The sequence below is a fragment of the Rhodococcus phenolicus genome, assembly GCF_001646785.1.
GTDB classification, from domain to species: Bacteria; Actinomycetota; Actinomycetes; order Mycobacteriales; family Mycobacteriaceae; genus Rhodococcus; species Rhodococcus phenolicus.
In genome coordinates this window covers 1-24,247 of record NZ_LRRH01000042.1, presented here as the reverse complement: position 1 = coordinate 24,247, position 24,247 = coordinate 1, and the positions used below count along the sequence as shown (strand labels likewise).

Here is a 24,247-nt window from a genome sequence, read left to right as displayed (position 1 = left end):
GGATCAGGGCCGCGACCCGACGCCGGTGGCGAGTTCCCGTACCCGGCCACGGACACTGTCCGGAGCCAGCGGCGGGGTCGGCAGGCCCGCGCCGGAGCGCAGTCCGTCGACGAACTCCCGGAGTACCTCCGCGGCTCCGTGGGACGGGGACCAGCCCAGCTCGGATCGTGCTCGCCCGCAGTCCATCAGCGGCAGCCGCAGCACGGTGTCGAACAGTCCCGGCTCCGCCGGTGCGAGGTGCGCGTGCCACGCGGCGGCCGCCGCGGTCCGCACGAGGCCGCTGCGCACCGGGACGACCCGGGCACCGAGCAGTTCCCCGAGCGTGTGCGCGTCGACCGGGGGTTCGGCGGCGATGTTGAAGGCACCGCGAACCGGTTGCAGCACGGCCCGGACGTAGGCGTCGGCGATGTCGTCGGCGTGTACGACCTGCATGCTCAGCCCGGGCATGTCGGGTACCACGGGGATCGCCTTCACCAGCGACCCGGGCACGAACGGGCCACCGAAGATGCGGCGCTGCGCCGACGCCGAGCCGCGCTGGAAGATGAAGCCGGGACGCAGACGCACGACCCGGATGTCCGGATGCTCGATCTCGAACACGTCCAGCCACCGCTCGAGGTACGCCTTCTCCCGTGGATACGCCGCGCCCGGCCAGCCGTGAGTGGGCCACGACTCGTCGACGGCGTGTCCGTCCTCGGGGCCGGGGGAGTAGGCGCCCACCGACGACGCGACCACGATCACCGGAACCTGCGCGTCCGCGGCCGCGGTGAGGGTCCGGATCGTGCCGAGGACGTTGTTCTCCCACGTCTTCTCCGGTTTGTGTGTCGGATGGAAGAGCCATGCGAGATGGATCAGGGCGCCGGCACCGCGCATGGTGGCACCCAGATCGCCGGCGGCGACGTCGACCGCGGCGAAGCGGGTCTTCGGGGTGGTCCAGTCGGTGTCGCGGCGTGCGACGCCGAGCACCGAGGTGACGGCGGGTTGTTCGCCGAGCGCCCGGACGACGGCGGTACCGACGTTGCCGGTCGCGCCGGTCACCACCACGTGCAGGTCCGACGGTGTCGCCTGTGTTTCCTCGCTCATGGAGCGGGCATACCCGTGCCGCGGCGGTGTCAATCGGTCTGTGGCCGGACGGTCAGGATCGGTCGTGTGTCGGAAGCAGCCGCAGCTCCCGCGCGCGGCCCACCGCTTCGTAGCGGGTGTGCACACCGAGTTTGCGGTAGATGCTGCGCAATTGCGTCTTGACGGTGTTCGGGGAGACGAACAGTTCCTTGGCGATCTCCCCGAGCGTCGAGCCGCGCGCGAGCAGCGCCAGCACGCCCGCTTCTCGGGGCGACAACTCGACGCGGGCGATGGTGTCGGTGAACACCGACTCGGCCCGCCCGCCCGGCACCTGAGTGCCGCTCCACGCGACGAGTGTCTCGATGTAGCGCGGCGGCAAGGTCGTGAACGCACGGTGGTTGCCCAGCCGGACCGAGAGCATGCAGGCGCGGGTCCAGGCGCGCACGGCGTCGTCGTGCCCGTCCCGATCGACCTGAGCCGCAGCCTCGAGGAGCAGTGCCTCGAGGTGGGCGCGCGGATAACCGCAATCGGTCCAGGAGATCCGCTTGAGCAGCTTCGAAGCGAACTCGGGGTGCCCGGTGAGCAGTTCGATGCGCGCCGCCGCCACCACGAGGAACGGGTGGTCGCCCGGCTCCTCGTCGACCGTCGCCCGGGCCAGGTTGCCGTTGCCGAGCGCGAGTTGCAGGTCCACCTCGACGGCGGTGAGCAGCACGCGCGAGAACGCGCCCGGTGTGTGCTTGTCGCGGTGCGCCGCGACGGCGTGGTGCAACCACGTCAGGCCCGAGTAGGCGTCGTGGGTGACCAGCGCGTACTGCGAGTGGACGTAGGCGACGAACGCCCACAGTTCCTCGCGCACACTCGGCCGGCCCAGCAGCTCGAGCGGTTCCTTCGCGGCGTCGAGGTCGAGCGCATCGAGATGCTGCAGCACCGCGGCCACCCGTCCGGACACCTTCGCGGCGCCGGACCACGAGCCGGTTCCGTCGTAACGGCCTGCGCGGTCGAGCCATTCGCGGACGCGGGTGTTGTCACCGGCCAGTGCCCAGCCGACCGCCGAGCCACCCGCGGACTGTCCTGCCACGAAGTTCAGTTCGTACGACACGCCGCTCTGGTACGCACGTCGGAAGACGGTTGTCGCCTCGGGCAGATTCCCGGCGAGCTGCTGCGTCAGCGCCCACTGCATCCGCAGCATCGGCAACGGTTCACCGATCGCCGCCGGCTGGCGGGCCATGATGCCCGACACGAGCGGTTCGAACTGCCTGGTGCGGGCCGCGGCCTGGGCGATGTTCCCGGCCCGGCGCAACGCGATCGTCTGCGCGGTCGCGACATACAGATAGTTGATGGCCTCGGCCAGGCGATCCGGATCCGTGAGGGCCGCGGGATCGTCGGCGAGCGGCTCCCGCAGGATCGGATGCTCGTCGATCATCGTGGTGATCAGTGCCCGGCCGGCCCGCAGACCGGGGTAGTCGACGAGCACCTCGTCGGGCAGCGCGCGCATCACCCGGACGAGCTCACCGAAACGGTTCGACGCCATGTCCACCCACGAACGCTGCACGATGTCCGCGGCGACCGTCCAGTTCCGTCCCTCGGCCGCATAGAGTGCCGCCGTGGAGGGACGGCCGGCTTCCATCTCGGAGTGCGCGAGCCGGGCCAGCAACTCGTCGACGTGGCCGGGTTTCTCGCGGCGCGACACCGCCAGTGTTCTCTCACGGACGGCGGCGGGCCACCACCAAGTGGGGGGTCCGATACCGAACGAACCGACCATCAGACCGACCGTTTCGAGCCGGACGAGGAGCCGGCCCGCGTCCGCCCGTCCGGTCACGGCGACCGCATCGTCCGGGGTGATGCCGGTGGCGGCGACGATCGACAGTGCGAACGACCGCTGATCCGGGGTGAGCCGCGCGAGCCGATCGGTGACGTACTGGTCGACCAGGGCCGTGAGAACCGGATCGGGCCACCCGCCGGGCTGTCCGGTGCGCTTCCCCGGACGGTTGCGGACGACCGCGACCGCTCCGGACACCAGCGCGGGCACCCCGCCGAGCGCGTGGTACAGGTCGCCGAATGCCGCGTCCTGCAGGGCGACGCCGTTGAGGCGGAACAGTTCGGTGGTTTCGTCCCGGGTGAACGACAGGTCGTCGGCGGACACGAACGTGCAGTCGATGCCGCGGGCGGTGATGTCGAGCAGCGCGGACGTACTTCCCTGCATGCACACGACGACATCGACCGTGGGGCACGTGTCGAGCAGATCGAGCAGCGGCCCGATGAGGATCCGTCCGGCGTCGACCGGGAGCCCGGACAGGACGAGCACGAGCGGCGTCTCCGAGGCATCGAGGGCCCGGACGAGAAGGTCGTGCGGCTCGGCCGAGATGCCGGGTACGGCGAGCCCCGATCGGCGGCAACAGTCGAGGACGACGGTCCAGACCTGGTCCTCGGTGGCGTCGGCCGGCAACGGCGGGACCCACAACACGGACCGGCCGGAGGCGCCGCCGGCATGCAGCCACGTGGCGACGAGGGTGCGCTTGCCGAAACCGGGCGGTGCGAACACCATCGTCAGTGCGGACTCGCGGTCGAGCAGAGCAGACAGGCGGGGTCGGGGGAGCGCGCTGCGCAGCGCCCGCCACGACGGCACGCCGACCCGGCCGGGGGGCGGAACGCTCACGTGGACTCCTTCGACAACGCACGACGAGCTGAACCGAAGGCCACCGCTCCCGATCCGGTGCGTCCCCGACGGGCCGTCGTCAACTGCAGGGTATCGAACCGCATCATCTATCGGACAATCCGCTGCCGCTGCCGTCTCACACGTCGATGGTGGAGGTGGGTGGCCGGTTTTGCAATGGTCGGGACGCGAATGCGGTCTCCGCGGAACCACCGCCGCCTGACTCCTTCTGTGTGGATTCGTGTCCGTCACACGAACACGAATCCACACAGAACGCTCAGCAGCAACGGGCGCCGGGGTTCGAATCGCTTGCCGCGTGCCGCTCCCGCCAGTACTCGCGCTCGGACGGGACCGGGGCGTCCGGGTCCAGCCGCCGCTGCAGGGCGACGAACCTCGCATAGTCGTGGTCGCCCATCAGCGCCCCGATCCACCACCAGGCACGGCGCAGCACGGTGACGATCCCCGTCGCTCCGCTCGCCCTGATGATCACGTCACCCCCTCCTCGTCGTGTCGGTGGGCATGATCGGGATGCGTGTGCGCCGCACCGGGCACCCGGACCTTCCCGGCGTCGATCAGCTCGTCCCACTGTTTCTGCAGATCCCGTTCCGCGGGGGTGGGCACGAAACCGGCCGGCGCGAAGATCTTCGACGGGACGTCGGGGGTTTCGGTGGTGGGCAGGCCACCGGCGCGCACCGCGCGTATGCACACCACCACCCCGGCGGCCACGACGATCAGCACCAGCACCGCGAACACGATCGACAGGGTGCCCTGGATGAACGTGTTGCGGATGACGGCGTCGATCGCGTCGGGGGTCCGCGCCGACCCGAAGCTGGTTTCGCCCGCGTTCTTCGCGTCGACGAACGCCCGGTGCTGCGCCCAGTAGCCGACCGCGCGATCCGAGGAGAAGATCTTCTGCCACGACGCGGTCATCGTCACCACGAGGTCCCACACCAGCGGAACCCCCGGAATCCACGCCCATTTGAACAGGCCCTTCTTCACGACGATGGTGAGGACCACCGTCAGGGCGATCGCGGCGAGCAACTGGTTGGCGATGCCGAACAGGGGGAACAGCGTGTTGATTCCGCCGAGTGGGTCGGTCACACCCATCAGCAGGATCGCACCCCACAGGCCGACGACGATCAGCGTGCACAGCCACGCGCCGGGACGCCACGACGGGTCCTTGAACCGGCGGGCCGGGCCGCCGAAGTTGCCGAGCGAGTCCGACAGCATGAACCGGGCCACGCGGGTGCCGGCGTCGACGGTGGTGAGGATGAACAGCGCCTCGAACATGATCGCGAAGTGGTACCAGAACGATTTGAGGCTGTCGCCGCCGAACAGGTCGCTCAGGACCTGCGACATACCGAACGCGAGGGTGGGCGCCCCGCCGGTGCGGGAGATGATCGATTCCTCGCCGACGGCTTCGGCTGCCGCCGTGATCTGCTCGGGTGTGATGTCCGGGCTGCCGAGGCCGAGCCCGTTGACGTAGGTGGCGGCGGTCTCCGGGGTGCCGCCGGTCAGCGCGGCGGGAGCGTTGAGCGTGAAGTACAGGTGCTGGTCGATGATGCACGCGGTGACCAGCGCCATGATCGCGACGAACGACTCGGTGAGCATGCCGCCGTAGCCGATCAGCCGGATCTGCGACTCCTTCTCGAGCAGCTTCGGGGTGGTGCCCGAGGCGATCAGCGCGTGGAAACCGGACAGCGCTCCGCACGCGATGGTGATGAACAGGAACGGGAACAGCGACCCGGCGAAGGCGGGGCCGTCACCGGCGATCGCGAACGAGGTGACGTCGGGCATCTCCAACGCCGGCCGCGCGACGAGGATGCCGATGGCGAGCAACGCGATCGTGCCGACCTTCATGAACGTCGACAGGTAGTCGCGCGGGGCCAGCAGCAGCCACACGGGCAGCACCGCCGCAGCGACGCCGTAGGCGATGAGCAGCCACGCGATGGTCACCTTCGACAACGTGAACCAGTCGGCGCCCCACTCGGTCTCGGCGACCCAGCCGCCGCCGATGATCGCCAGCAGCAGCAGCGCCACACCGATGAGGGAGACCTCCGCGACCTTCCCGGGTCGCAGGTAGCGCAGGTACACGCCCATGAACAGCGCGATCGGGATGGTCATGGCGATGGAGAACAGGCCCCACGGGCTCTCGGCGAGGGCGTTGACGACGACCAGCGCGAGCACCGCGATGAGAATGATCATGATGACGAACACGGCGACCAGCGCGGCGACTCCGCCGACCGGGCCGAGTTCGTCGCGGGCCATCTGGCCGAGGCTGCGGCCGCGCCGGCGTGACGAGATCCACAGCACCAGGAAATCCTGGACGGCCCCGGCGAACACGACACCGACGATGATCCAGATGGTTCCCGGCAGATAACCCATCTGCGCGGCCAGGACCGGACCGACGAGGGGACCGGCCCCGGCGATCGCCGCGAAGTGGTGACCGAACAGCACGCGCCGGTCGGTCGGCATGTAGTCCTTGCCGTTCTCCAACTCCTCGGCCGGGGTCGCACGGTCGTCGCGCGGCTGCACGATCTTGCGTTCGATGAACCGGGCGTAGAAGCGGAACGCGATCAGGTAACTGCACAGAGCCGCGATGACGAACCACACCGCGTTGATGTTCTCGCCGCGGACCAGCGCGATCATCGCCCAGGCCACCGCACCGAGAACGGCGAGGACGAGGAAGACGACGCGCGCGGTAGGGGAGATCGGGGTCCGATCCACGACGCCGACCGGAGGGAGATCGGGGTCGGTCCGCAGGTGCTCGATGTTGCCGCGGGGCCCTGCCGGTTCGCCTGCCATGTCGGCTCCTCACCGGGTCCGGCCCGGCTCGGTGGTCCGACCGGCGGGCCGAACCTCGTCGACTGCGCGTGTGGTGACAGCCGTCACGCTACCGCCTTGCGGCGGAGGGGAACCGGAAAAGCAGGGGACGGGTGGCGCGTCGTCGGCGGCGCGTCAGGACAGCGCGCTGAGCCGTGCCTTCTCCAACGCGCCGAGGGTGCGCAGGATGGTGGCCTTCTGCTTCTCGAGGTCGCTGCGGCGGGCGCGGGCCGCGAGGCCGTTCTGCTCGGCGACGAGCGTGAGCTGCGCGTCGATCGCGGAGAGCTGATCGAGCAGCGCGAGGGCGCGGGTCTGGATCTCGTCGACGTCGACGGCGTCGGTGCGCACGGGCGCGGGGGCGGGCTCGGAGGAGCTGCGCGGCGAGGCGGTGCGCGGCTTGGGGGCGCGAGCGGGGGCGTTCTCGGCGACCACGGCGGCGGCGCGCGGACGCAGTGCCTTGCGCACGAGCGCGGGGTCGGGCTGCTCGGCGAGCCGAATGTCGTTGAGGGCGCGGCGGGCATCGCGTGCGGCGAGCCGGTGCTCGTACTCTTCCTCGTCGTCGGACTGCAGGGTTCCGCCGATCGGGCGCAGTCCGTACATGCCGACGAACTTGCGGGCTTCCTCGATGACGTCCTCGTGCTTGCGGCAGGTCGCGCAGCGCGGCTCGTTGCGGTATTCCTCGACGGCGGCGAGATCGCCGCACCATACGCAGGCACCCGGTGTCCACCGTCGTGCTGTCCGGATTGTCGCGGATTCGGTGGGGGCCTCGAGGGTCTGCGCGTCGATCACGAGGAGCCACCTTAGGTGAAGATCGGGCGGGCACGACGCGTGGGACGGACGTGACCTGCGGGGACGGTCGGGAAAGTGACGAAGATCATGTTAGCCGGACCAGACCGATAGGCAAAGTGTTGGGGCACAGCACTTTACGTACCGGACGGTCTGCTGGATTCCCGGATCGTCAGGTGGCGGTCGCAGAGGTGAGCCACTCCACGAGCGGACGGAACCGGCGCCAGGAGTCCCGGACCTCGTCGAAGGTGCGGGCACTGTCGAGCCAGGGCGGCGACTGTTCGGTGCGCCCCGCGGTGAGCGCCTTGTGGCGCAGCAGGTCGAGCCGGGGATGGTCGGGGTCGGTCCCCGCGCGGCCGCGTCTTCAGTTGCGCACCACCGATTTCGAAACCGTCGCGGCGCAGTTTCCGGAGCAGCTTCTCGAGCTGGGCGCCGCGCCGCTCGTCGTCGACGGCCGTGCGGTACGCCGCGACCTGCGCGCTGGACCCGGCATAGAACCCGCCGGCGACGACCAGCCCCGCGGCATCGACCTGCACGTAGAACCCGACGCCCGGAGCGGTCTGCACGAACCCGCCCTGATGCGTCTTGTACGGCGCCTTGTCCTTGCTGAACCGGACGTCGCGGTACGGGCGAAAGGCCTTGCCGGTACCGAACTCCGGTTCCAGCTCGGCGAGCAGCGCAAGCATCGGGCCGCGCACGCAGTCGTCGTAGACGGCCTTGTGCGCGGCCCAGAAGGCTTTGCTGTTGTCGGCCTCGAGATCCTCGTAGAAGTCGAGCGCGGCGACGGGGAATCCGGTGAACACCCCGTCAGTCTGCACCCTCGGGAGCGAGGCCGTCGAACAGTGTCAGGCGACGCCGTTGAACAGCGACGTCACCGAGCCGTTCTCGAACACCTCACGGATGGTCTGCGCCAGCAGCGGGGCGATCGACAGGACGGTGAGCGTGTCGAACTGCTTCTCCGGCGGGATCGGCAGCGTGTTGGTGACGATGACCTCCTTGGCGCCGCACGAGGCGAGGCGCTCGGCGGCCGGATCGGACAGCACACCGTGCGTCGCGGCGATGATCACGTCACCGGCGCCGGCCTCCTTGAGGACGCGCACGGCGCCGGCGATGGTCCCGCCGGTGTCGATCATGTCGTCGATCAGGATGCAGGTGTGGCCTTCGACCTCACCGACCACGCGGTTGGACTTGACCTGGTTCGGCACCAGCGGGTCGCGGGTCTTGTGGATGAACGCCAGCGGGGCACCCCCGAGGGTGTCGGCCCACTTCTCGGCGACGCGGACGCGACCGGAGTCGGGGGAGACGACGGCGATGTTGTCGACGCCGTAGCGGCCGCGGATGTACTCGGCGAGCTGACCCTGCGCGTGCATGTGGTCGACCGGGCCGTCGAAGAAGCCCTGGATCTGGTCGGTGTGCAGATCGACGGTGATGATGCGATCGGCACCGGCGGTCTTGAGCAGATCGGCGATGAGGCGGGCCGAGATGGGCTCGCGGCCGCGGTGCTTCTTGTCCTGACGGGCGTACGGGTAGAACGGCAGGATCGCGGTGATGCGCTTGGCGGAACCACGCTTGAGCGCGTCGATCATGATGAGCTGTTCCATCACCCACTGGTTCAGCGGGAAGGGGTGGCTCTGCAGCACGAAGGCGTCGGAGCCACGCACCGACTCCTCGAACCGGACGAAGGTCTCGCCGTTGGCGAAGTCACGCGCGGTCTGCGGCGTGACCTGGATGCCCAGCTCCTTCGAAACCTGCTCTGCCAGCTCGGGGTGTGCCCGGCCTGCGAAGAGCATCAGGTTCTTCTGATTGTCGATCCAATTGGTCACTGGTCCAGGCCGTCCTTTTGCGGTTCGTTCACTTGCTGCTGCTGCGACGCCGTCGATGCTGCCTCAGCGGCGGGGGTCCCGGCTCGATTTCGCTGGACCCAGCCTTCAATATTGCGCTGTGGCGCACCCGACACTGCCAGCGCCCCCGGCGGAACGTTCCGCCGGAGCACCGTCCCGGCGCCCGTGTACGCCCCGTCACCGACCGTCAGCGGGGCTACGAACATGGTGTCGGAGCCCGTTCGCACGTGCGATCCGACGACGGTCCGGTACTTCTGCACGCCGTCGTAGTTCACGAACACGCTCGACGCGCCGATGTTCGAGTGATCACCGATCGTCGCGTCGCCGACGTAGGTCAGGTGCGGCACCTTCGAATGCGCTCCGATCTGCGCGTTCTTCGTCTCGACGAACGTGCCGATCTTGCCGTCGGCGCCGAGTTCGGTGCCCGGTCTCAGGTACGCGAACGGGCCCACGGACGCGTCCGCGCCGATGATCGAATCCGATCCGTGGCTGCGGACGACCGACGCTCCGGCTCCCACCTGCACGTCGGTCAGGGTGGTGTCCGGTCCGATCACCGCGTCCTCGCCGACGGAGGTGCGCCCGTGCAGCTGCACACCGGGAAGCAGCGTCACGTCCGGCGCGAGGGTGACGTCGACGTCGACCCACGTGGTCGCCGGATCGATCACCGTCACACCCTGGCGCATCCAGTGTTCGACGGTGCGCCGGTTCAATTCGGCGGCGAGCGCCGCGAGCTGCACGCGGTCGTTGGCCCCCGCCACCTGCACAGCGTCGTCGGTGTACTGGGCGCGGACGGTGTCGCCCTCGCCGCGGGTGATCGCCACGACATCGGTCAGGTAGAGCTCGCCCTGGGTGTTGTCGGCGCTGAGCTTGCCCAGCGCCGAGCGCAGGGCGGCCACGTCGAACGCGTACACGCCGGTGTTGATCTCGGTGATCGCCAGCTGGGTGGGTGTCGCTTCCCGGTGCTCGATGATGGCGGTGACATCGCCGTCGGTGGTGCGCAGGATCCGGCCGTATCCGGTCGGGTCGGCGGCGGTCGTCGTGAGCACGGTGACGGCTGCCGGTTCGGGTTCGGCGTGCGTGTCGAGCAGGGCGCGGAGCGTGTCGGCGTCGAGCAGCGGCACGTCCGCGGCGGTGACGACGACGGTGCCGGCGAAGTCGGCGGGAAGAGCGGTCAGGGCGCACTCGACGGCGTGACCGGTGCCGAGCTGCTCTTCCTGGACGGCGACGCGGACGTCCCGGTCCAGACGGGCGGCGAGATCGGTGACGGCGGCGCCGATACGTTCGCGGTCGTGACCGACCACCACCACGAGGTGATCGGGGGCGAGCTCCGCTGCGGCCCGCAGCGAATGCTCGAGCATGGTGCGGCCACCGAGGGAGTGCAGAACTTTGGGTGTCTTGGACCGCATCCTCGTACCCGCTCCGGCGGCCAGGACGACTATGGCGGTCTGCACTTGCATGAAGCTCCCTCGACGTTCGACATGCGTCACGGACGTACGTGCGGGAGCCCGTCGGCTCCCGTTGCCTTGCTCCGCCGCCAGGACTCGAACCTGAACTATCTGAACCAAAATCAGAGGTGCTGCCGATTACACCACGGCGGATCGCCGCACGTCCGAGGATCGAACCCCCGGGCATGCGGTGTGATCCTCGCATGCCGATACGGTCGGCGTCGAACGCGGGGCGGAGTCGGGGCGCTCCGCCCGGCCCGCCGATTAGGCTCGGCGCGGGGCCCGTGCAGCAGGTGTGGCGCCGGAAAGGAAACCGTCGTGTCGCGAACACCGCAGAATCAGCCCGAACGGACTCCACGCATCCGCATGACCGGAACGCAGCGCCGTGAGCAGTTGATCGAGATCGGCCGGGCCCTGTTCGCCGAGCGCGGGTACGAGGGCACGTCGATCGAGGAGATCGCGCAACGCGCCGCGGTGTCCAAGCCCGTCGTCTACGAGCATTTCGGCGGGAAGGAAGGGCTCTACGCCGTGGTCGTGGACCGCGAGATGACCGTGCTCATGTCGATGGTCACCGCGAGCCTGACGCAGAACAGGTCTCGCGTCCGCGTCGAACGGGCTGCGCTCGCGCTGCTCACCTACATCGAGGAACGCACCGAGGGTTTCCGCATCCTCGTGCGCGACTCGCCGGTCGCCGCCGAGGAAGGCACCTATTCGAGCCTGCTCAACGAGGCGATGCGGCAGGTCGGCACCCTGCTCGCCGGCGACTTCTCCCGGCGCGGTCTGGATCCGGAACTCGCGCCGCTCTATGCGCAGGCTCTCGTCGGCATGGTCGCGACCACCGCGACCTGGTGGCTCGACGAGCGCAGCCCGTCGAAGGAGGTCGTCGCGGCGCACCTGGTGAACCTGTGCTGGAACGGGCTGACCCGGCTCGAAGCCGATCCGACCCTCGGCGAGGATTGATACAGTCAGTGCCTGCGAATGCCGAGGTAGACCCCGCTTCGGTGGTACCGTTGCCCGGCCGATTCGTAGCCGCGACGGGATTGAGGTGACTGTGGTTTCCCGCACGTCGATTGCCTGTGCCGAGCATGTTCGGGCCGAGTGCCGTGGTCCGGCCCGGGACGTTGCCCACGGGGAGCACTGACATGCCGCGTCAGGTTCGTGCGGAGGCCACCCGGGAATCGGTGTTGCGCGGCGCCGCCGACGTCTTCATGCGGCTGGGATACGCGAACGCCAGCCTCAACGAGATCATCGACGAATCGGGCGTCACCAAGGGCGCGCTGTACTTCCACTTCGGTTCCAAGGAGGAACTCGCCCGCGGCGTCATCGACGCCGGTTTCGTCCGTTCCTCGGAGGCCGGTCTCGCCAAGATCGACGAACGCACCCCGGCCCTGGAGACGATGATCGAGTTGTCGGTCCTGTCCGTCGACCTGTCGATGTCCGACCCGGTCGTCCGCGCGATGTTCCGGCTCGTCATCGAGATCGGCGACTATCGCGGATCGGGCGACAATCTGTTCGAGCTGTGGCTCGATTCGCTGCAGCAGCTGGCGCGCCGGGCGCAGGAGGAAGGCGATCTGTCACCGGACGCCGATCCCGACGCCGCCGGGCTGCTCGTGCTCCAGATGATCGTCGGGGCGCGCACCGTCGCCGCGGGGCTCGGCCGCCGCGACCGGGCGATCGAACACGTCGAGCTGATGTGGGCGAACCTGCTGCCGACGCTGGTGCCGGCGCCGAAGGTCGAGTACTTCCGGCAGTTCGCCGCGCGCCGGATGCGGGTCTGACGAGGCCCGGCGGATTACCTGTTTCCGTCGGTAACGGACTGTTACTGTTCCGTGAACTGCGCGCTGTGCCGGGGGCGGCGGCGCTCGATCGACAGTGACAGGAATGTATCGATGCGTGTCTTGCGACATCTCGCGGCGGTCTGCGCCGCCTCCACCGCGCTGGTTCTGGCCGCGGTCTCTTCGGCCGGTGCCGACCCGGTCCAGGTCGACGACGTCTTCAACCCGTTCGTGGTGAGCACCTTCCGCGACGGGCAGATCGCGCATCCGTCGCAGTGGATGCCGCGGCCGGCCTCCACCGACCCCTGGTTCGACGCCCCCGACCTCGCCGACGACGCCGTCCCCGGCACCCTGCTGCGGCACCGCCCGGTGACGGTGCAGGTGTACGGGGTGCAGCCGGGCCACGTCACCGCGCATCAGCTGATGTACGTCACCACCGATTTCGACGGTTCCCGCACCGTCGCCACCGGTATCCTCATGATCCCGGAGGACGGCACCCCGGCACGGGACCGCAGGCTCATCGGCTACTCCGAGGCCAACGACAGTCTCGGTCCCGACTGCATGCCGAGCACCCAGTGGACCGGCGGCAACCAGACCGACCCGTCGCTGTTCTCCGCGCTCGGTCCCGTCGCGCAGATGTTCGGCCGCGGCTGGGCCGTGATGATGAGCGACACCGCCAACGACGGCGACACCGCCCCCAACGGCTTCTCGATCGGCCGGTTCAGCGGACCGGCCACCCTCGACGGGCTGCGCGCCGCGATCGCCCTGCCCGACGCCGGGTTCGCCGCGGACATCCCCGTCGGTGTCTTCGGCATCGCCGGGGGTGGCGTGGCCGCGGGGTTCGCCGCCGAGATGGCCGGCAGCTATGCCCCGGAGCTCAACCTGGTCGGCACCGTGCTGCAGGCCATGGTCGTCGACAGCGCGACCTTCGAACGCACCGCCGACGGCGGTATCGGCTCGGGTTTCGTGTTCGCCAACTCGCTCGGGTTCGCCGCGAAGTACCCCGAGATCGACCTCGACGCCGAACTCACCCCGCTCGGCAGGGCCGCCGCCGACCTGTTCCACAGCACCTGCCAGGGGCTGTACCTGATGTTCCCGTTCGTGCCGTTGTCCGCGCTGTACGTGCACGGCCGGCCGGCGGACAATCCGGTGTTCGCGCGGGCCTACGCGGAGAACGCGCTCGGTACCAGGCCGCACGAGGTTCCGGACGCGCCGGTGCTGATCACCTCGTGCCGTGACGACTTCCTCGTGCCGTACGAGGACGCGGAGAAACTCGGAAACTTCTGGCGCGCACACGGTTCCGAAGTCGAGTTCGATCCGTCCGTGTGCGGGATCGGCGACGTGCTCACCGACCCGGTCCGTGTGGGCGTCGAGTTGCTCGGCATGCAGAACGTCGCCTGGTTCGACCGGCGCTTCGAGGAGGCCGGCCGGTGAGGCGACTGCTCGTCACCGTCCTGGCCGCCGTGACCGTCACCCTCGGTGTCACCGGAACCGCTTTCGCGGCACCGGATCTCGACGCGGTCCTCGATGTTCCCCGCAGCAACCTCGACTCCGAACGCGTCGGCGGAGTCGCTCCCGATCTGCCGACCGAGCCCGACGTGCTGCGACCGCTGCTCGACGGCGCACGCGCCGCGAACGTCGAACCGGAACGCTATGCGGCACTGCTGCACCAGTATTGGCTCGCAGTCGCGGCCCGCAACGCCGGGATCGACCTGAGCCGCTGGGATCCGGGGCTCGGGCTGGCAGCCAACGAGCAGAACCTGAAGAACACCTTCGCCTACTACCAGAAGCTGCAGCGCGAGCACCCCGAATTCCTGTGGACCGGTCAGGGTGGCCTGGCCGGACCGTCCTTCGGTGCCGGAATCATGGACGTCGACCTGGCCCGGGTCGTCCTCGGTGTCCGGGAGGTGCGCGACGCCCTCGCCGGGATCACCCGCACGCTCGACGACGCCGCCGCCCCGGCTTCGGCGCGTCTGCCCGAGGACCTGCAGGCGGTGCTCGCCGTCGGGCACACGATCACCCCCGAGGACATCGCGGACTTCCAGGTCCGGGTCATCGCGATGAGCAAGCACATCTTCACCGACCTGCTGCCGCAGCACGAGGCATACCTCGCCGGTGGTCTCGACGCGATCGACGAGTTCCGCCGGGCCGGCATCATCGACGACCGCGCCACCCGGGCATGGCACGATCTCGCCAGCGGGGACCCCGAACGGGTCGTGCGCGGCAACACCGAGCTGCTGTACCGCGAGCAGTACCAGTCGATCGCCGACCAGTGGGACGCCACCCGCGAGGCCGGGGGACCGGTCGGTCGCGCGCTGACGTACCTGTCGACGTTCGCCGCCGACCCGGCGATCCCTGGCGTGGTGCCACCCCGGGAGGCGTCTCCGCTCACACTGACGGCCGCCGACGCCACCGACGGTGCGCAGTGGCGCCTGCAGACACCGCTGCCCGCGTTCAACTGGTCCGACCGCGACGCACGCTGGGACTACATCACCACGCGGATGCTCCCGGCCTACCGGGCGCTCTCCGAGGATCGGCCCGCCGAACTCGCCGCCGCCCTGAGCAAGCCGATCGACCAGCAGTTCCTCGAGCAGCGAGCGCTGTTGCGGCTGGTGCCGCTCCTGCAGTCGATGGCCCGCACGGTGCAGGTGCAGTACAACTGAACGTTTCCCCGTCGTTGCAATCGGCGGCGCAGCCTGACAGCATCGCCGCCGTGACCATCGGACCCTTCGACGCCGGGCAGGCCCCGGCCGCACTCGCCCGCCTGCTCGACGAGCTCGGCGACGGCGCCGCGGTCACCTTCACCGCCGTGCCGGCGCTGCTGACCGTCACCCAGGCGGCGGACGTGCTGGGCACCTCCCGCTCCGAAGTGTCCCGACTGGTCGACAGCGGGGCGCTGCCCGCCGAGTTCCACGGCCTGCATCGGCGGGTGGACCGCGCCGACGTCGTCGCGTTGGCCCGGCGCCGCGCGACGATCCGCACCCAGGTGCTCGACAACCTCGCCGACCTGGCCCGTCGCGACGGCCTGTACGACGAATTCTGATCGGAAAGCAGGGGGAACATGCCGGTTCGGGTGGTGCTCGGCGCCTCGGTCCTCGCCGACGCGCGCGTTCGTGACGTGGTCCTCGCGTTCGCCGAAGACGGTCTCTACCAACCGTATTGGAGCGACGGTGTCATCGCCGAGGTGGACCGTCGGCTGCCGGCGGAACTGCCCCGGCCGGCGCGGGACTACCTGTTCGCCGAACTGGACCGGGCGTTCCCGGACGCGCGTGTCACGTGGCCGGCCACGGTGCTGCGGGAAGTGCCGTACGTCGTCGACCCGCGCGACACCCACCTGACCGCGGTCGCGCTGATCGCCCACGCCGACGCCGTCGTCACCACCGACAGTGCGATCGCCGCCGCGCTCGAACGCTCCGGCATCGAACCGTGGACCCCCGACGCGTTCGTCACGTTCGTCGTCGACGCCGACCCCGCCCGCGCGCGGGCCACCCTGCTGCGGATGGTGCGCAGACGCTGGCTTCCCGGCACCGACGAGACCGACGACGCGTTGCTGTCGCGGGTGGTGACCTGGGCACGTCGCGCGCTCGGGGACAGCTGTGCCGACCTGCTCGCGTGCGGGAACTGAACTGCCCGCGCGGGGCGCATAGAATCGAACGGTTCTCGTCGTACACCCAGGAGCGACTGTCACGTGTCTGCTGTGCCCGCCACCCCCCTGTCCGGATTGGCGCGGATCGCGCTGGCCGACGACCAGTTGCAGCGGGTCGCCGCGCTCGCCGGCACCGCCGAACAGGCCCTCGTCGCCCCGGCCGCGGCCCGCCCGTTCGTCGCCGCCGCGATCGCGGAGAAGGCCCCGCTGCTGGTGGTCACCGCCACCGGCCGTGAAGCCGACGACCTGACCGCCGAACTCACCGAGATCCTCGGCGGCAGTGTCGCGCAGTTCCCGTCGTGGGAGACCCTGCCGCACGAGCGGCTGTCACCGAGCGCCGACACCGTCGGCCGGCGCCTGCAGGTCCTGCGCCGGCTCGCCCGGCCCAACGACCGCGACTACGGCCCCGAGTTGCGCGTCATCGTCGCGACCGTGCGATCGCTGGTGCAGCCGATGGCACCGGGTCTCGGCGAGATCGAGCCGATCACCCTTCGCGTCGGGTCCGAACACGACTTCGACGAACTGATCGAACGCCTCGTCGAACTCGCCTACGCGCGCGTCGACATGGTCGGCAAGCGCGGCGAGTTCGCGGTGCGCGGCGGCATCCTCGACGTGTTCCCGCCGACCGCGGACCATCCGGTGCGCGTCGAGTTCTGGGGCGACGAGGTCACCGAGCTGCGCCCGTTCTCCGTCGCCGACCAGCGGTCTCTGCCCGACGTCGAGGTCGCCACGCTCATCGCACCGCCGTGCCGCGAACTGCTGCTCACCGACGCGGTCAAGGAACGCGCGGCCCAGCTCGCACAGGACAACCCCGCCGACGCGGCGCTCGTCGAGATGCTCGACAAGATGGCCGGCGGCATCCCCGTCGAAGGCATGGAGGCGCTGCTGCCGGTGCTGCAGCCCGGAGAGCTGCAACTGCTCACCGAGGTGCTCCCGCCGGGCACCCACGTGCTGCTGTGCGACCCGGAGAAGGTCCGCACCCGCGCCACCGACCTGATGCGCACCGGCCAGGAATTCCTCGAGGCGTCGTGGACGGCCGCGTCGATCGGCGGAGCCGCACCCCTGGACACCGCGAACCTGACCGGGGCCGACGGCCGGAAGATGGATCTCGCCGCGTCCGCCTACCGCTCGCTGCGGCAGGTCCGGGAGGCCACCGAGGCGCAGGGTGTGCCCTGGTGGACGCTGAGTCCGCTCGCGTCGGGCGCCGACACCGAGGTGGTCCTCGAGGTGCAGGCCGCGCCCGAGGTGCGCGGCTCCGAGGATCTGCTGTCCATGCTGTTCGTGAACCTGCGCGCGCACGTCACCACCGGCGGGCGAGCGGTGATCGTGGTCGCGGGCACCGGCACCGGACTGCGCGTCCTCGAACGCCTGAAGGACAACGAGGTTCCCGCCGCCAAGCTCGAACCGGGCGCCGAACCGGTGCGCGGGCAGGTCGGCGTCATCCGCGGCGCGTTGCACGAGGGCCTGGTGCTCGCCGGCAACGGCGACAACCGGGTGCCGGGGCTCGTCGTCGTCACCGAAGCGGATCTGACCGGCAACCGGGTCACCACCGGCGAGGGCCGCAAGTCCCCGGTCAAACGCCGCAACCAGGTGGACCCGCTCGCCCTGACCGCCGGCGACCACGTCGTGCACGACCAGCACGGCATCGGCCGGTTCGTCGAAATGGTCGAACGCACCATCGGCGGCGCACGCCGCGAATACCTCGTCATCGAGTACGCGGCGAGCAAACGCGGCCAGCCCGGCGACCGGCTGTTCGTGCCGATGGAATCGCTCGACCAGCTCTCCCGGTACGTCGGCGGCGAACTGCCCGCCATCAGCAAGCTCGGCGGCTCCGACTGGGCGAACACGAAACGCAAGGCGCGCAAGGCCGTTCGTGAGATCGCGGGCGAGCTGGTGCGGCTGTACGCGGCGCGGCAGGCCTCGCCCGGTCACGCCTTCGGCCCGGACACCCCGTGGCAGAAGGAGATGGAGGACGCGTTCCCCTTCACCGAAACCCAGGATCAGCTCACCGTCATCTCCGAGGTGAAGACCGACATGGAGAAGGCGGTGCCGATGGACCGCGTCGTCGTCGGCGACGTCGGCTACGGCAAGACCGAGATCGCGGTGCGCGCGGCATTCAAGGCCGTGCAGGACGGCAAGCAGGTCGCGGTACTGGTGCCGACCACCCTGCTCGCCCAGCAGCACCTGCAGACCTTCACCGAGCGGATGGCGTCGTTCCCGGTCACGGTGAAGGGCCTGAGCCGATTCACCGACGCCGCCGAATCGAAGGAAATCGTCGCGGGTATGGCAGACGGCGAGGTCGACATCGTCGTCGGCACCCACCGGCTGCTGCAGACCGGCGTCCGCTGGAAGGATCTCGGCCTGGTCATCGTCGACGAGGAACAGCGCTTCGGTGTCGAACACAAGGAACACATCAAGGCGCTGCGCACCCACGTCGACGTGCTGACCATGTCGGCGACCCCCATCCCGCGCACTCTGGAGATGAGCATGGCCGGCATCCGCGAGATGTCGACCATCCTCACCCCGCCGGAGGAACGGCACCCGATCCTCACCTATGTCGGCGGATACTCCGACAAGCAGGTCGCCGCCGCCATCCGCCGTGAACTCCTGCGCGACGGACAGGTGTTCTACGTCCACAACCGGGTCAGCTCGATCGACAAGGCCGCCAAAAAGATCCGCGATCTCGTCCCCGAAGCACGGGTGGTCGTCGCGCACGGCCAGATGAACGAGGACACCCTCGAGAAGACCGTGCAGGGCTTCTGGGAACGCGAATTCGACGTGCTGGTGTGCACCACCATCGTCGAGACCGGCCTGGACATCTCCAACGCCAACACGCTCATCGTCGAACGCGCCGACGCACTGGGCCTGTCGCAGCTGCACCAGCTGCGCGGTCGCGTCGGACGGTCCCGCGAACGCGGCTACGCGTACTTCCTGTACCCGCCGGAGAAGCCGCTCACCGAAACCGCGTACGACCGGCTCGCGACCATCTCGCAGAACTCCGACCTCGGTGCCGGTATGGCCGTCGCGATGAAGGACCTCGAGATCCGCGGCGCCGGAAACGTTCTCGGCGCCGAACAGTCCGGTCACGTCGCGGGCGTCGGCTTCGACCTGTACGTGCGCCTGGTCGGCGAGGCCGTCGAGGCCTACCGCGCCGCGGCGGACGGAACCCCCATCACCACCGACGAGGCACCAAAGGAGGTGCGGATCGACCTACCCGTCGACGCGCACATCCCCGCCGACTACGTCACCTCCGACCGGCTGCGCCTCGAGGCCTACCGCAAGCTCGCCGCCGCCCAGGACGCCGCCGCCATCGGCGCGGTCGTCGAGGAACTCGTCGACCGGTACGGCCCGCTGCCGGAGGAGGTCGGCCGGCTCGTGTCCGTCGCGAAACTGCGGCTGCTGTGCCGCGAATACGGGCTCGAGGAGGTCGCGGTCGTCGGCACCCAGCTCAAGATCTCCCCGATGGAGCTGCCCGACTCGAAGCAGATGCGGCTCAAGCGGATCTTCCCGGCCGCCCAGTACCGCGCCACCAGCGGCATCGTGCAACTGCCGCTGCCACGTACCGGCGGGGTCGGCTCCGACCGGGTGCGCGACGTCGAACTGCTCCAGTACATCGCGGACTTCCTGCTCGCCATGGACGGCAAGGCACAGGGCTCGGTGGACGTGCGGGTGCCGGCGGGGGCGAGCGCGTGAGCGTGGTCCTTCTCGACCCGCGCCGCCCCGCAGTCGTGCCCGCGGCCGCGGTACGCCTGCTGCGCGGACCGGTCGAGTACGCCGGCGAGGTACCCGATGCGGTACGCGCGGCACTGGGCCTCGACCACGATCCCGGCGCCGAGGTTCTCGTCGCGCTGGACGCCGGCAGCGACGCCGTGACCGCGCGGATCGCGCGCGGCGAGACCGTGGTCGCGGCGGACCCGGTCGTGGGCGACCGGCTGCTCGACGCGGTCGACATCATGGACCGGCTGTGGGGATTCGGCGGCTGGGAGGTCACCCAGACCCACGATTCCCTGCGCCGCTACCTGCTCGAGGAAACCTACGAGCTCCTCGACGCCATCGACGAGGACGACCGGGCCGGACTGCGGGAGGAACTCGGCGACCTGCTGCTCCAGGTGCTGTTCCACTCGCGGATCGCCCAGGAATCGGCGACCGACCCGTTCGACGTCGACGACGTCGCCGACACTCTCGTCGCCAAACTCGAGTCCCGGAGCCCGCACCTGACCAACGGTCACACCGGCCCGCTCGACGTGGCCGAGCAGGAAGCGGCATGGCAGGCGGCGAAGGCGGCGGAGAAGCCCCGATCCTCTTGTCTCGACGGGATCGTGATGGCGCAACCGGCCTTGGTGCTGGCGGAGAAGGTGCTCGAACGGGCACAGGCGGCTGGAGTCCCGACGGACCTGATACCTGAAGACGTGACGCTTGTGCATCCGGACCGTACAGGCCGCGCCGAGCAGAGACTGCGCGGCGCGGTGCTGGCGTTCGCCGACCGCATACGCGCCGTCGAGAGTGCGGCTGCACAGGATCGCGGATTCAGAGGTTCACTGTGCACAAAGGATTGGCGGGAGTACTGGCTCTAGAGTCGATACCGTGCCCTGGACGCAGCATTCTCAACGTCGGCGGTGTGCCGGAGAGGGGACGTCGAGACCTGATCAGCCCTGGCGATACCACTCCACGGTCTTCATCAGGCCGTTCTCGAGACTGGTTCTTGGCTCCCACCCGATAGCGGCGCGGGTGCGAGCCACATCGGCCAGCAGTGTGCGTTCGAACGGTCTGTCACACAGGACCCCGAAGCGTGGTGCAGCCGGCCCGTCGATCATCTGCGCGATTTGCTCCACGACAGTGCGCACCGATACAAGGTGCCCGGATCCGACGTCGAGGGATTCGCCGACGGTCTTGGACGGGTAAGTGGTCTCTGTCGAGTGGGCGAACATGACGAATGCGTCGATCACGTCGTCGACGTAGATCCAATCGACCTCCCGACCGCAGCTGCCCAGAGCAGGGGATTCGCCGCGCAGCAGGGACTGCGTCACGTATGGGACGAGCTTGGTTCCGTCCTGCTGTCCGGGTCCGTAGACCATGGAGATGCGAAACGTGAACGTCGGGAGACCGAACCGCGCGCTGAAGGTACGCGCGTAGGTGGATGCGGCAATCTTCGCAGCGGCATAGGGAGATGCAGGTACCGGATCGGAGTCATGGGGTGGGGGCTCTTCGGCGGAACCGGCCAGCACTACAAGAGGACGACCCACCTCGCATGCGGCAGTCAGCAGATTGACCGTCGTCAGCAGATTATTCCGGAAGGTCGGCAGAACCGCGCCCAAATCCCGGCTGCCCGTCACAAAACTCGCCAGGTGGAACACCAGCTCGGGCCGGATCGTGCGTAGGAGGTGCTGCGTTGCCTCGTACTCCGTCAGGTCGGTCGTCCACCAGCGGATACCGTCCGCGGCGTTCCGCTGTGTTCGCGAGACGACATGCACCTCCAGGCCGGAATCCACGAGCCTCCGGCAGAGGTGTGAACCGATGAATCCCGATCCACCGGTGACCAGTACCCGGTAAACGCTCATCGGTCGGTGCAACCTCCCGTCGAAAGTTCTCGAACCAAGTGTGGGCGAATCACCGTAGGGGGGAGGAAGAACATGGAAATATACTTGGGAGTCCTCCCGCGGGGTTCGAGCGCCGTCGGCACTGGCGTCGGCGGCGCGGATTTTGCCTGCGGCGACGACGTCGCGACGCTCGGTGGAGACGGTCACCGGAGGATCTTCCGCGTCGGCGATCCGCATGATGGGTGTCGCAACCACGCTTCAGGTGCGATGCTTGTGGGCGCAGTGGATCCGGACACGCCGCAGGGGGTGTGGATCTACACAACTCACGGATTGGCGTGTGCGGCAATCGCGACAACAACGATTGCGTCGGCGTACGCAATCGGGAGGAGCGACGACGATGACCTGTTCCGAGATGGCCGCCGCGGCTCGACCGTTGCGCGTGGGAGACGTGGTCGAGGTTCGCAGCCCCGAAGAGATCCTGGTGACACTCGACGAGCGCGGGGAGACTGAGAACCTGCCGTTCATGCCGGAGATGCTCCAATTCTGCGGCCGGCAACTGACAGTACACAAGGTCGCACACAAGCTGTGCGACACCATCAACCGTAGTGGCATCCACAGGATGGAGAACGCGGTGCACCTGACGGGCGCGCGTTGTGACGGCTCCTCCCACGGTGGCTGTCAAACCGCCTGCTCGCTCTATTGGAAGGAGGCCTGGCTCAAACGTATCGAACCCGGAACGACCCGACCGACGTCCGACGGCCGCGTCACTCTTCCGCTGTTGGAGATCAACACTCGCAAGGATCCGGGTCCGAACGGTGAGGTCCGGTATTCCTGCCAGGCAACCGAACTGATGCGTGCCGCGCCGAGTTGTCTGCCGTTCCGCGATCTTCGCCAGTACGTGACCGACGTCAGAACCGGCAACGTCGGGGTACTCGCATCGTTGCGGGCGTTCCTGATCGCCTTGTTCAACCGAATGCAGGGGTTCAGCAAGCGTGTGCTGCCACGGAAACTGTGGGTCCGCAGCGGTCTGCCGTGGGGTTTCGTCCAGGGTCGGGCACTTGCACGGACCCCGACCGAGCACCTCGATCTGCAGCCAGGCGAACTGGTCCGGATCAAGTCCAAGGAGCAGATCGAGGCCACTCTCAACGAGAGCCAACTCAATCGAGGTATGGGCTTCGAAGCGGAGATGGCCAGATATTGTGGTCGAACCGCCCGAGTGAAGGCGCGCGTCACCAGGTGCCTGGACGAGAGAACCGGCGAGCTGTTGACAATGAAGAACCCTTGTATCGTGCTGGAAGACATTGTCTGCGCCGGGGTCTACAACGCCAACTGTCCGCGTGAGTTCGTACCGTTCTGGCGTGAAATCTGGCTCGAGCGTGTTTGACCGTGGTTGACGAGGAGGTAGCGCCCGAAGGATCGACGGCCGACCAGGTCGGAAGCATCGGTCGCAAGGCCGGCCGCGGTCTCAGGTGGAGTCTGCTCGGCAACTTCTTCCTCAAGCTGGGCTCGTTCGGTATCGGCCTCATCCTGGCTCGACTGCTGACTCCTGACGATTTCGGCGTGTACGCGTTGGCGTTGGCAGTCACAGCGCTACTCATGCACGTCAACGACTTCGGGATGATCGCGGCAGGTGTGCAGTGGCGCGGTAGGTTCGAAGAGATGGCGCCGACCGGGTCCACGATCGCGCTCGTCTTCAGTGTCCTCGGGTACGGCGTGGTGTGGATACTTGCACCGGCATTCGCGTCGATGGCAAACACTCCCGACGCGGCACCGGTGGTGCGACTGCTGGCTCTCGTCATTGTTGTCGACGGAGTCACCGCGATGCGCGTGTCCGCGCTTCAACGGCGGTTCGAGCAGGATCGGCTGACGATCGCGATAATGGCCGGCTGGTCAGCCAATGCGGTGTTGGCTGTGCCCCTCGCTTTCGCCGGGGCCGGAGCGTACAGCTTTGCCGGCGGCCAGGTATTCGGGTCGATCGTTACAGGCGTATTCGTGTTCAAGGCGGGACACCTTCCCATCGGGTTCGCCTTCGACAAGGCAATTGCGTTGAAATTGCTCGCGTTCGGTGTTCCACTGGCTGCCAGCCTCGGCGTCGAATCCATACTGCTCAACGCCGACTACATAATCATCGGCAACGCGCTCGGGTCTGCGGCGGTCGGCTATTATCTGCTGGCGTTCAACATATCCAGCTGGGTACCTGGATTGATCGGGACTGCTGTCCGCTTTGTATCCATCGCCGGTTTCTCGCGCCTGGCAGAGCGCAATGCCAGGGAGCTCGAGGAAGGCGTGCGCCGCTCGGTTCCCCTGCTCGTCACGGCAATTCTGCCTATCGCTGTCGTGATGGCGACTTTGGCAACGCCGTTGATTGCGTTCCTGTACGGCGATCAGTGGGGCCCGTCCGCGGCGGTACTGCGCATCCTCGCCGTGCTGATGATCGTCCGCATGGTGACATCGTTCGCATTGAGGTTTTCTCACCAGGCCGGTGCTTGCAGGTGAAGAAGAACGAGAGCCGCAGCAGCGATCGAGCCGATCCTCCACGGACATAGACTGATTCGCTGCAGCGCCTTCCACCGGGTCTTCAGCAGCGCGTTCGCGCGTTCGGCCGGAGCACGCATCGCAGACAGCAGCGTGTTGCGGCAACGAGTGCCGATATCGAGATCACGGCCTTTCGTCGGGACGTGG

Annotated in this window: 19 protein-coding genes, 1 tRNA gene and 1 pseudogene; 10 read left to right on the top strand and 11 right to left on the bottom strand. The window is 68.7% G+C overall.

What is annotated here, in order from left to right:
* Positions 1–3 precede the first annotated feature (3 nt).
* The 9 genes and pseudogenes from A8G15_RS13205 to A8G15_RS13165 form a co-directional block, all read right to left on the bottom strand.
* Positions 4–1,080, bottom strand: coding sequence for an NAD-dependent epimerase/dehydratase family protein (locus A8G15_RS13205; protein WP_068159910.1), 1,077 nt, complete (start codon positions 1,078–1,080; stop codon positions 4–6).
* 52 nt (positions 1,081–1,132) lie between these two features.
* Positions 1,133–3,715 (bottom strand): helix-turn-helix transcriptional regulator, encoded by a 2,583-nt coding sequence (locus tag A8G15_RS13200; RefSeq protein WP_068159906.1) that lies wholly within the window; start codon positions 3,713–3,715, stop codon positions 1,133–1,135.
* A 274-nt stretch (positions 3,716–3,989) separates the two neighbouring features.
* Positions 3,990–4,202: a YbdD/YjiX family protein gene (locus A8G15_RS13195; RefSeq protein WP_068159902.1), complete on the bottom strand. Its 213-nt coding sequence runs from the start codon at positions 4,200–4,202 to the stop codon at positions 3,990–3,992.
* Entirely contained in the window at positions 4,199–6,517 is a 2,319-nt protein-coding gene (locus A8G15_RS13190) for a carbon starvation CstA family protein (protein ID WP_068159900.1), read from the bottom strand. The genes A8G15_RS13195 and A8G15_RS13190 overlap by 4 nt, the downstream gene beginning before the upstream one ends.
* Positions 6,518–6,670: 153 nt before the next feature.
* Positions 6,671–7,324, bottom strand: a complete 654-nt coding sequence (locus tag A8G15_RS13185) for a hypothetical protein (protein WP_068159897.1) — start codon at positions 7,322–7,324, stop codon at positions 6,671–6,673.
* A gap of 169 nt (positions 7,325–7,493) precedes the next feature.
* A pseudogene (locus A8G15_RS13180) lies at positions 7,494–8,124 on the bottom strand (DUF2461 domain-containing protein).
* A 42-nt stretch (positions 8,125–8,166) separates the two neighbouring features.
* The gene (locus tag A8G15_RS13175; protein WP_082899871.1) at positions 8,167–9,144 is read right to left on the bottom strand and encodes a ribose-phosphate diphosphokinase; all 978 of its coding nucleotides are present in this window, start codon (positions 9,142–9,144) and stop codon (positions 8,167–8,169) included.
* Complete coding sequence (glmU, locus tag A8G15_RS13170) at positions 9,141–10,619, bottom strand: bifunctional UDP-N-acetylglucosamine diphosphorylase/glucosamine-1-phosphate N-acetyltransferase GlmU (protein WP_068159894.1); 1,479 nt, start codon at positions 10,617–10,619, stop codon at positions 9,141–9,143. The genes A8G15_RS13175 and glmU overlap by 4 nt, the downstream gene beginning before the upstream one ends.
* Positions 10,620–10,688: 69 nt before the next feature.
* Positions 10,689–10,760: transfer RNA gene (locus A8G15_RS13165), tRNA-Gln, on the bottom strand.
* Positions 10,761–10,973: 213 nt separating this feature from the next.
* On the opposite strand from A8G15_RS13165, the gene A8G15_RS13160 reads away from it, so the two are divergent.
* The 8 genes from A8G15_RS13160 (at position 10,974) to A8G15_RS13125 (ending at position 20,602) form a co-directional block, all read left to right on the top strand.
* A complete protein-coding gene (locus A8G15_RS13160; RefSeq protein ID WP_068159891.1) occupies positions 10,974–11,567 on the top strand; it encodes a TetR/AcrR family transcriptional regulator in 594 nt (197 codons plus the stop codon).
* A 182-nt stretch (positions 11,568–11,749) separates the two neighbouring features.
* Complete coding sequence (locus tag A8G15_RS13155) at positions 11,750–12,385, top strand: ScbR family autoregulator-binding transcription factor (RefSeq protein WP_068159888.1); 636 nt, start codon at positions 11,750–11,752, stop codon at positions 12,383–12,385.
* 111 nt (positions 12,386–12,496) lie between these two features.
* The gene (locus A8G15_RS13150) at positions 12,497–13,816 is read left to right on the top strand and encodes a lipase family protein (RefSeq protein ID WP_068159886.1); all 1,320 of its coding nucleotides are present in this window, start codon (positions 12,497–12,499) and stop codon (positions 13,814–13,816) included.
* Positions 13,813–15,045: a Tat pathway signal protein gene (locus tag A8G15_RS13145; protein WP_068159885.1), complete on the top strand. Its 1,233-nt coding sequence runs from the start codon at positions 13,813–13,815 to the stop codon at positions 15,043–15,045. The genes A8G15_RS13150 and A8G15_RS13145 overlap by 4 nt, the downstream gene beginning before the upstream one ends.
* A gap of 50 nt (positions 15,046–15,095) precedes the next feature.
* Positions 15,096–15,425 (top strand): helix-turn-helix domain-containing protein, encoded by a 330-nt coding sequence (locus tag A8G15_RS13140; protein WP_068159882.1) that lies wholly within the window; start codon positions 15,096–15,098, stop codon positions 15,423–15,425.
* An 18-nt stretch (positions 15,426–15,443) separates the two neighbouring features.
* Positions 15,444–16,007: a PIN domain-containing protein gene (locus A8G15_RS13135; RefSeq protein ID WP_068159880.1), complete on the top strand. Its 564-nt coding sequence runs from the start codon at positions 15,444–15,446 to the stop codon at positions 16,005–16,007.
* A gap of 63 nt (positions 16,008–16,070) precedes the next feature.
* Complete coding sequence (gene mfd / locus A8G15_RS13130) at positions 16,071–19,721, top strand: transcription-repair coupling factor (protein ID WP_068159876.1); 3,651 nt, start codon at positions 16,071–16,073, stop codon at positions 19,719–19,721.
* Positions 19,718–20,602 (top strand): nucleoside triphosphate pyrophosphohydrolase, encoded by an 885-nt coding sequence (locus A8G15_RS13125; RefSeq protein WP_068159873.1) that lies wholly within the window; start codon positions 19,718–19,720, stop codon positions 20,600–20,602. Before mfd ends, A8G15_RS13125 begins: the two co-directional genes overlap by 4 nt.
* 72 nt (positions 20,603–20,674) lie before the next feature.
* Here A8G15_RS13125 and A8G15_RS13120 read toward each other — a convergent pair whose 3' ends face one another.
* Positions 20,675–21,772, bottom strand: a complete 1,098-nt coding sequence (locus tag A8G15_RS13120; RefSeq protein ID WP_169833888.1) for an NAD-dependent epimerase/dehydratase family protein — start codon at positions 21,770–21,772, stop codon at positions 20,675–20,677.
* A 190-nt stretch (positions 21,773–21,962) separates the two neighbouring features.
* Between A8G15_RS13120 and A8G15_RS13115 the strand changes: the two genes are divergently transcribed.
* Together A8G15_RS13115 and A8G15_RS13110 are read left to right on the top strand one after the other, a co-directional pair.
* A complete protein-coding gene (locus A8G15_RS13115) occupies positions 21,963–22,949 on the top strand; it encodes a hypothetical protein (protein WP_082899869.1) in 987 nt (328 codons plus the stop codon).
* Between the two features lie 2 nt (positions 22,950–22,951).
* Complete coding sequence (locus A8G15_RS13110) at positions 22,952–24,061, top strand: oligosaccharide flippase family protein (protein ID WP_068159866.1); 1,110 nt, start codon at positions 22,952–22,954, stop codon at positions 24,059–24,061.
* Here A8G15_RS13110 and A8G15_RS29870 read toward each other — a convergent pair.
* A partial coding sequence (locus tag A8G15_RS29870; RefSeq protein ID WP_281180651.1) for a transposase family protein occupies positions 24,037–24,247 on the bottom strand: 211 nt, incomplete at its 5' end. The two genes, A8G15_RS13110 and A8G15_RS29870, sit on opposite strands and share 25 nt — an antisense overlap.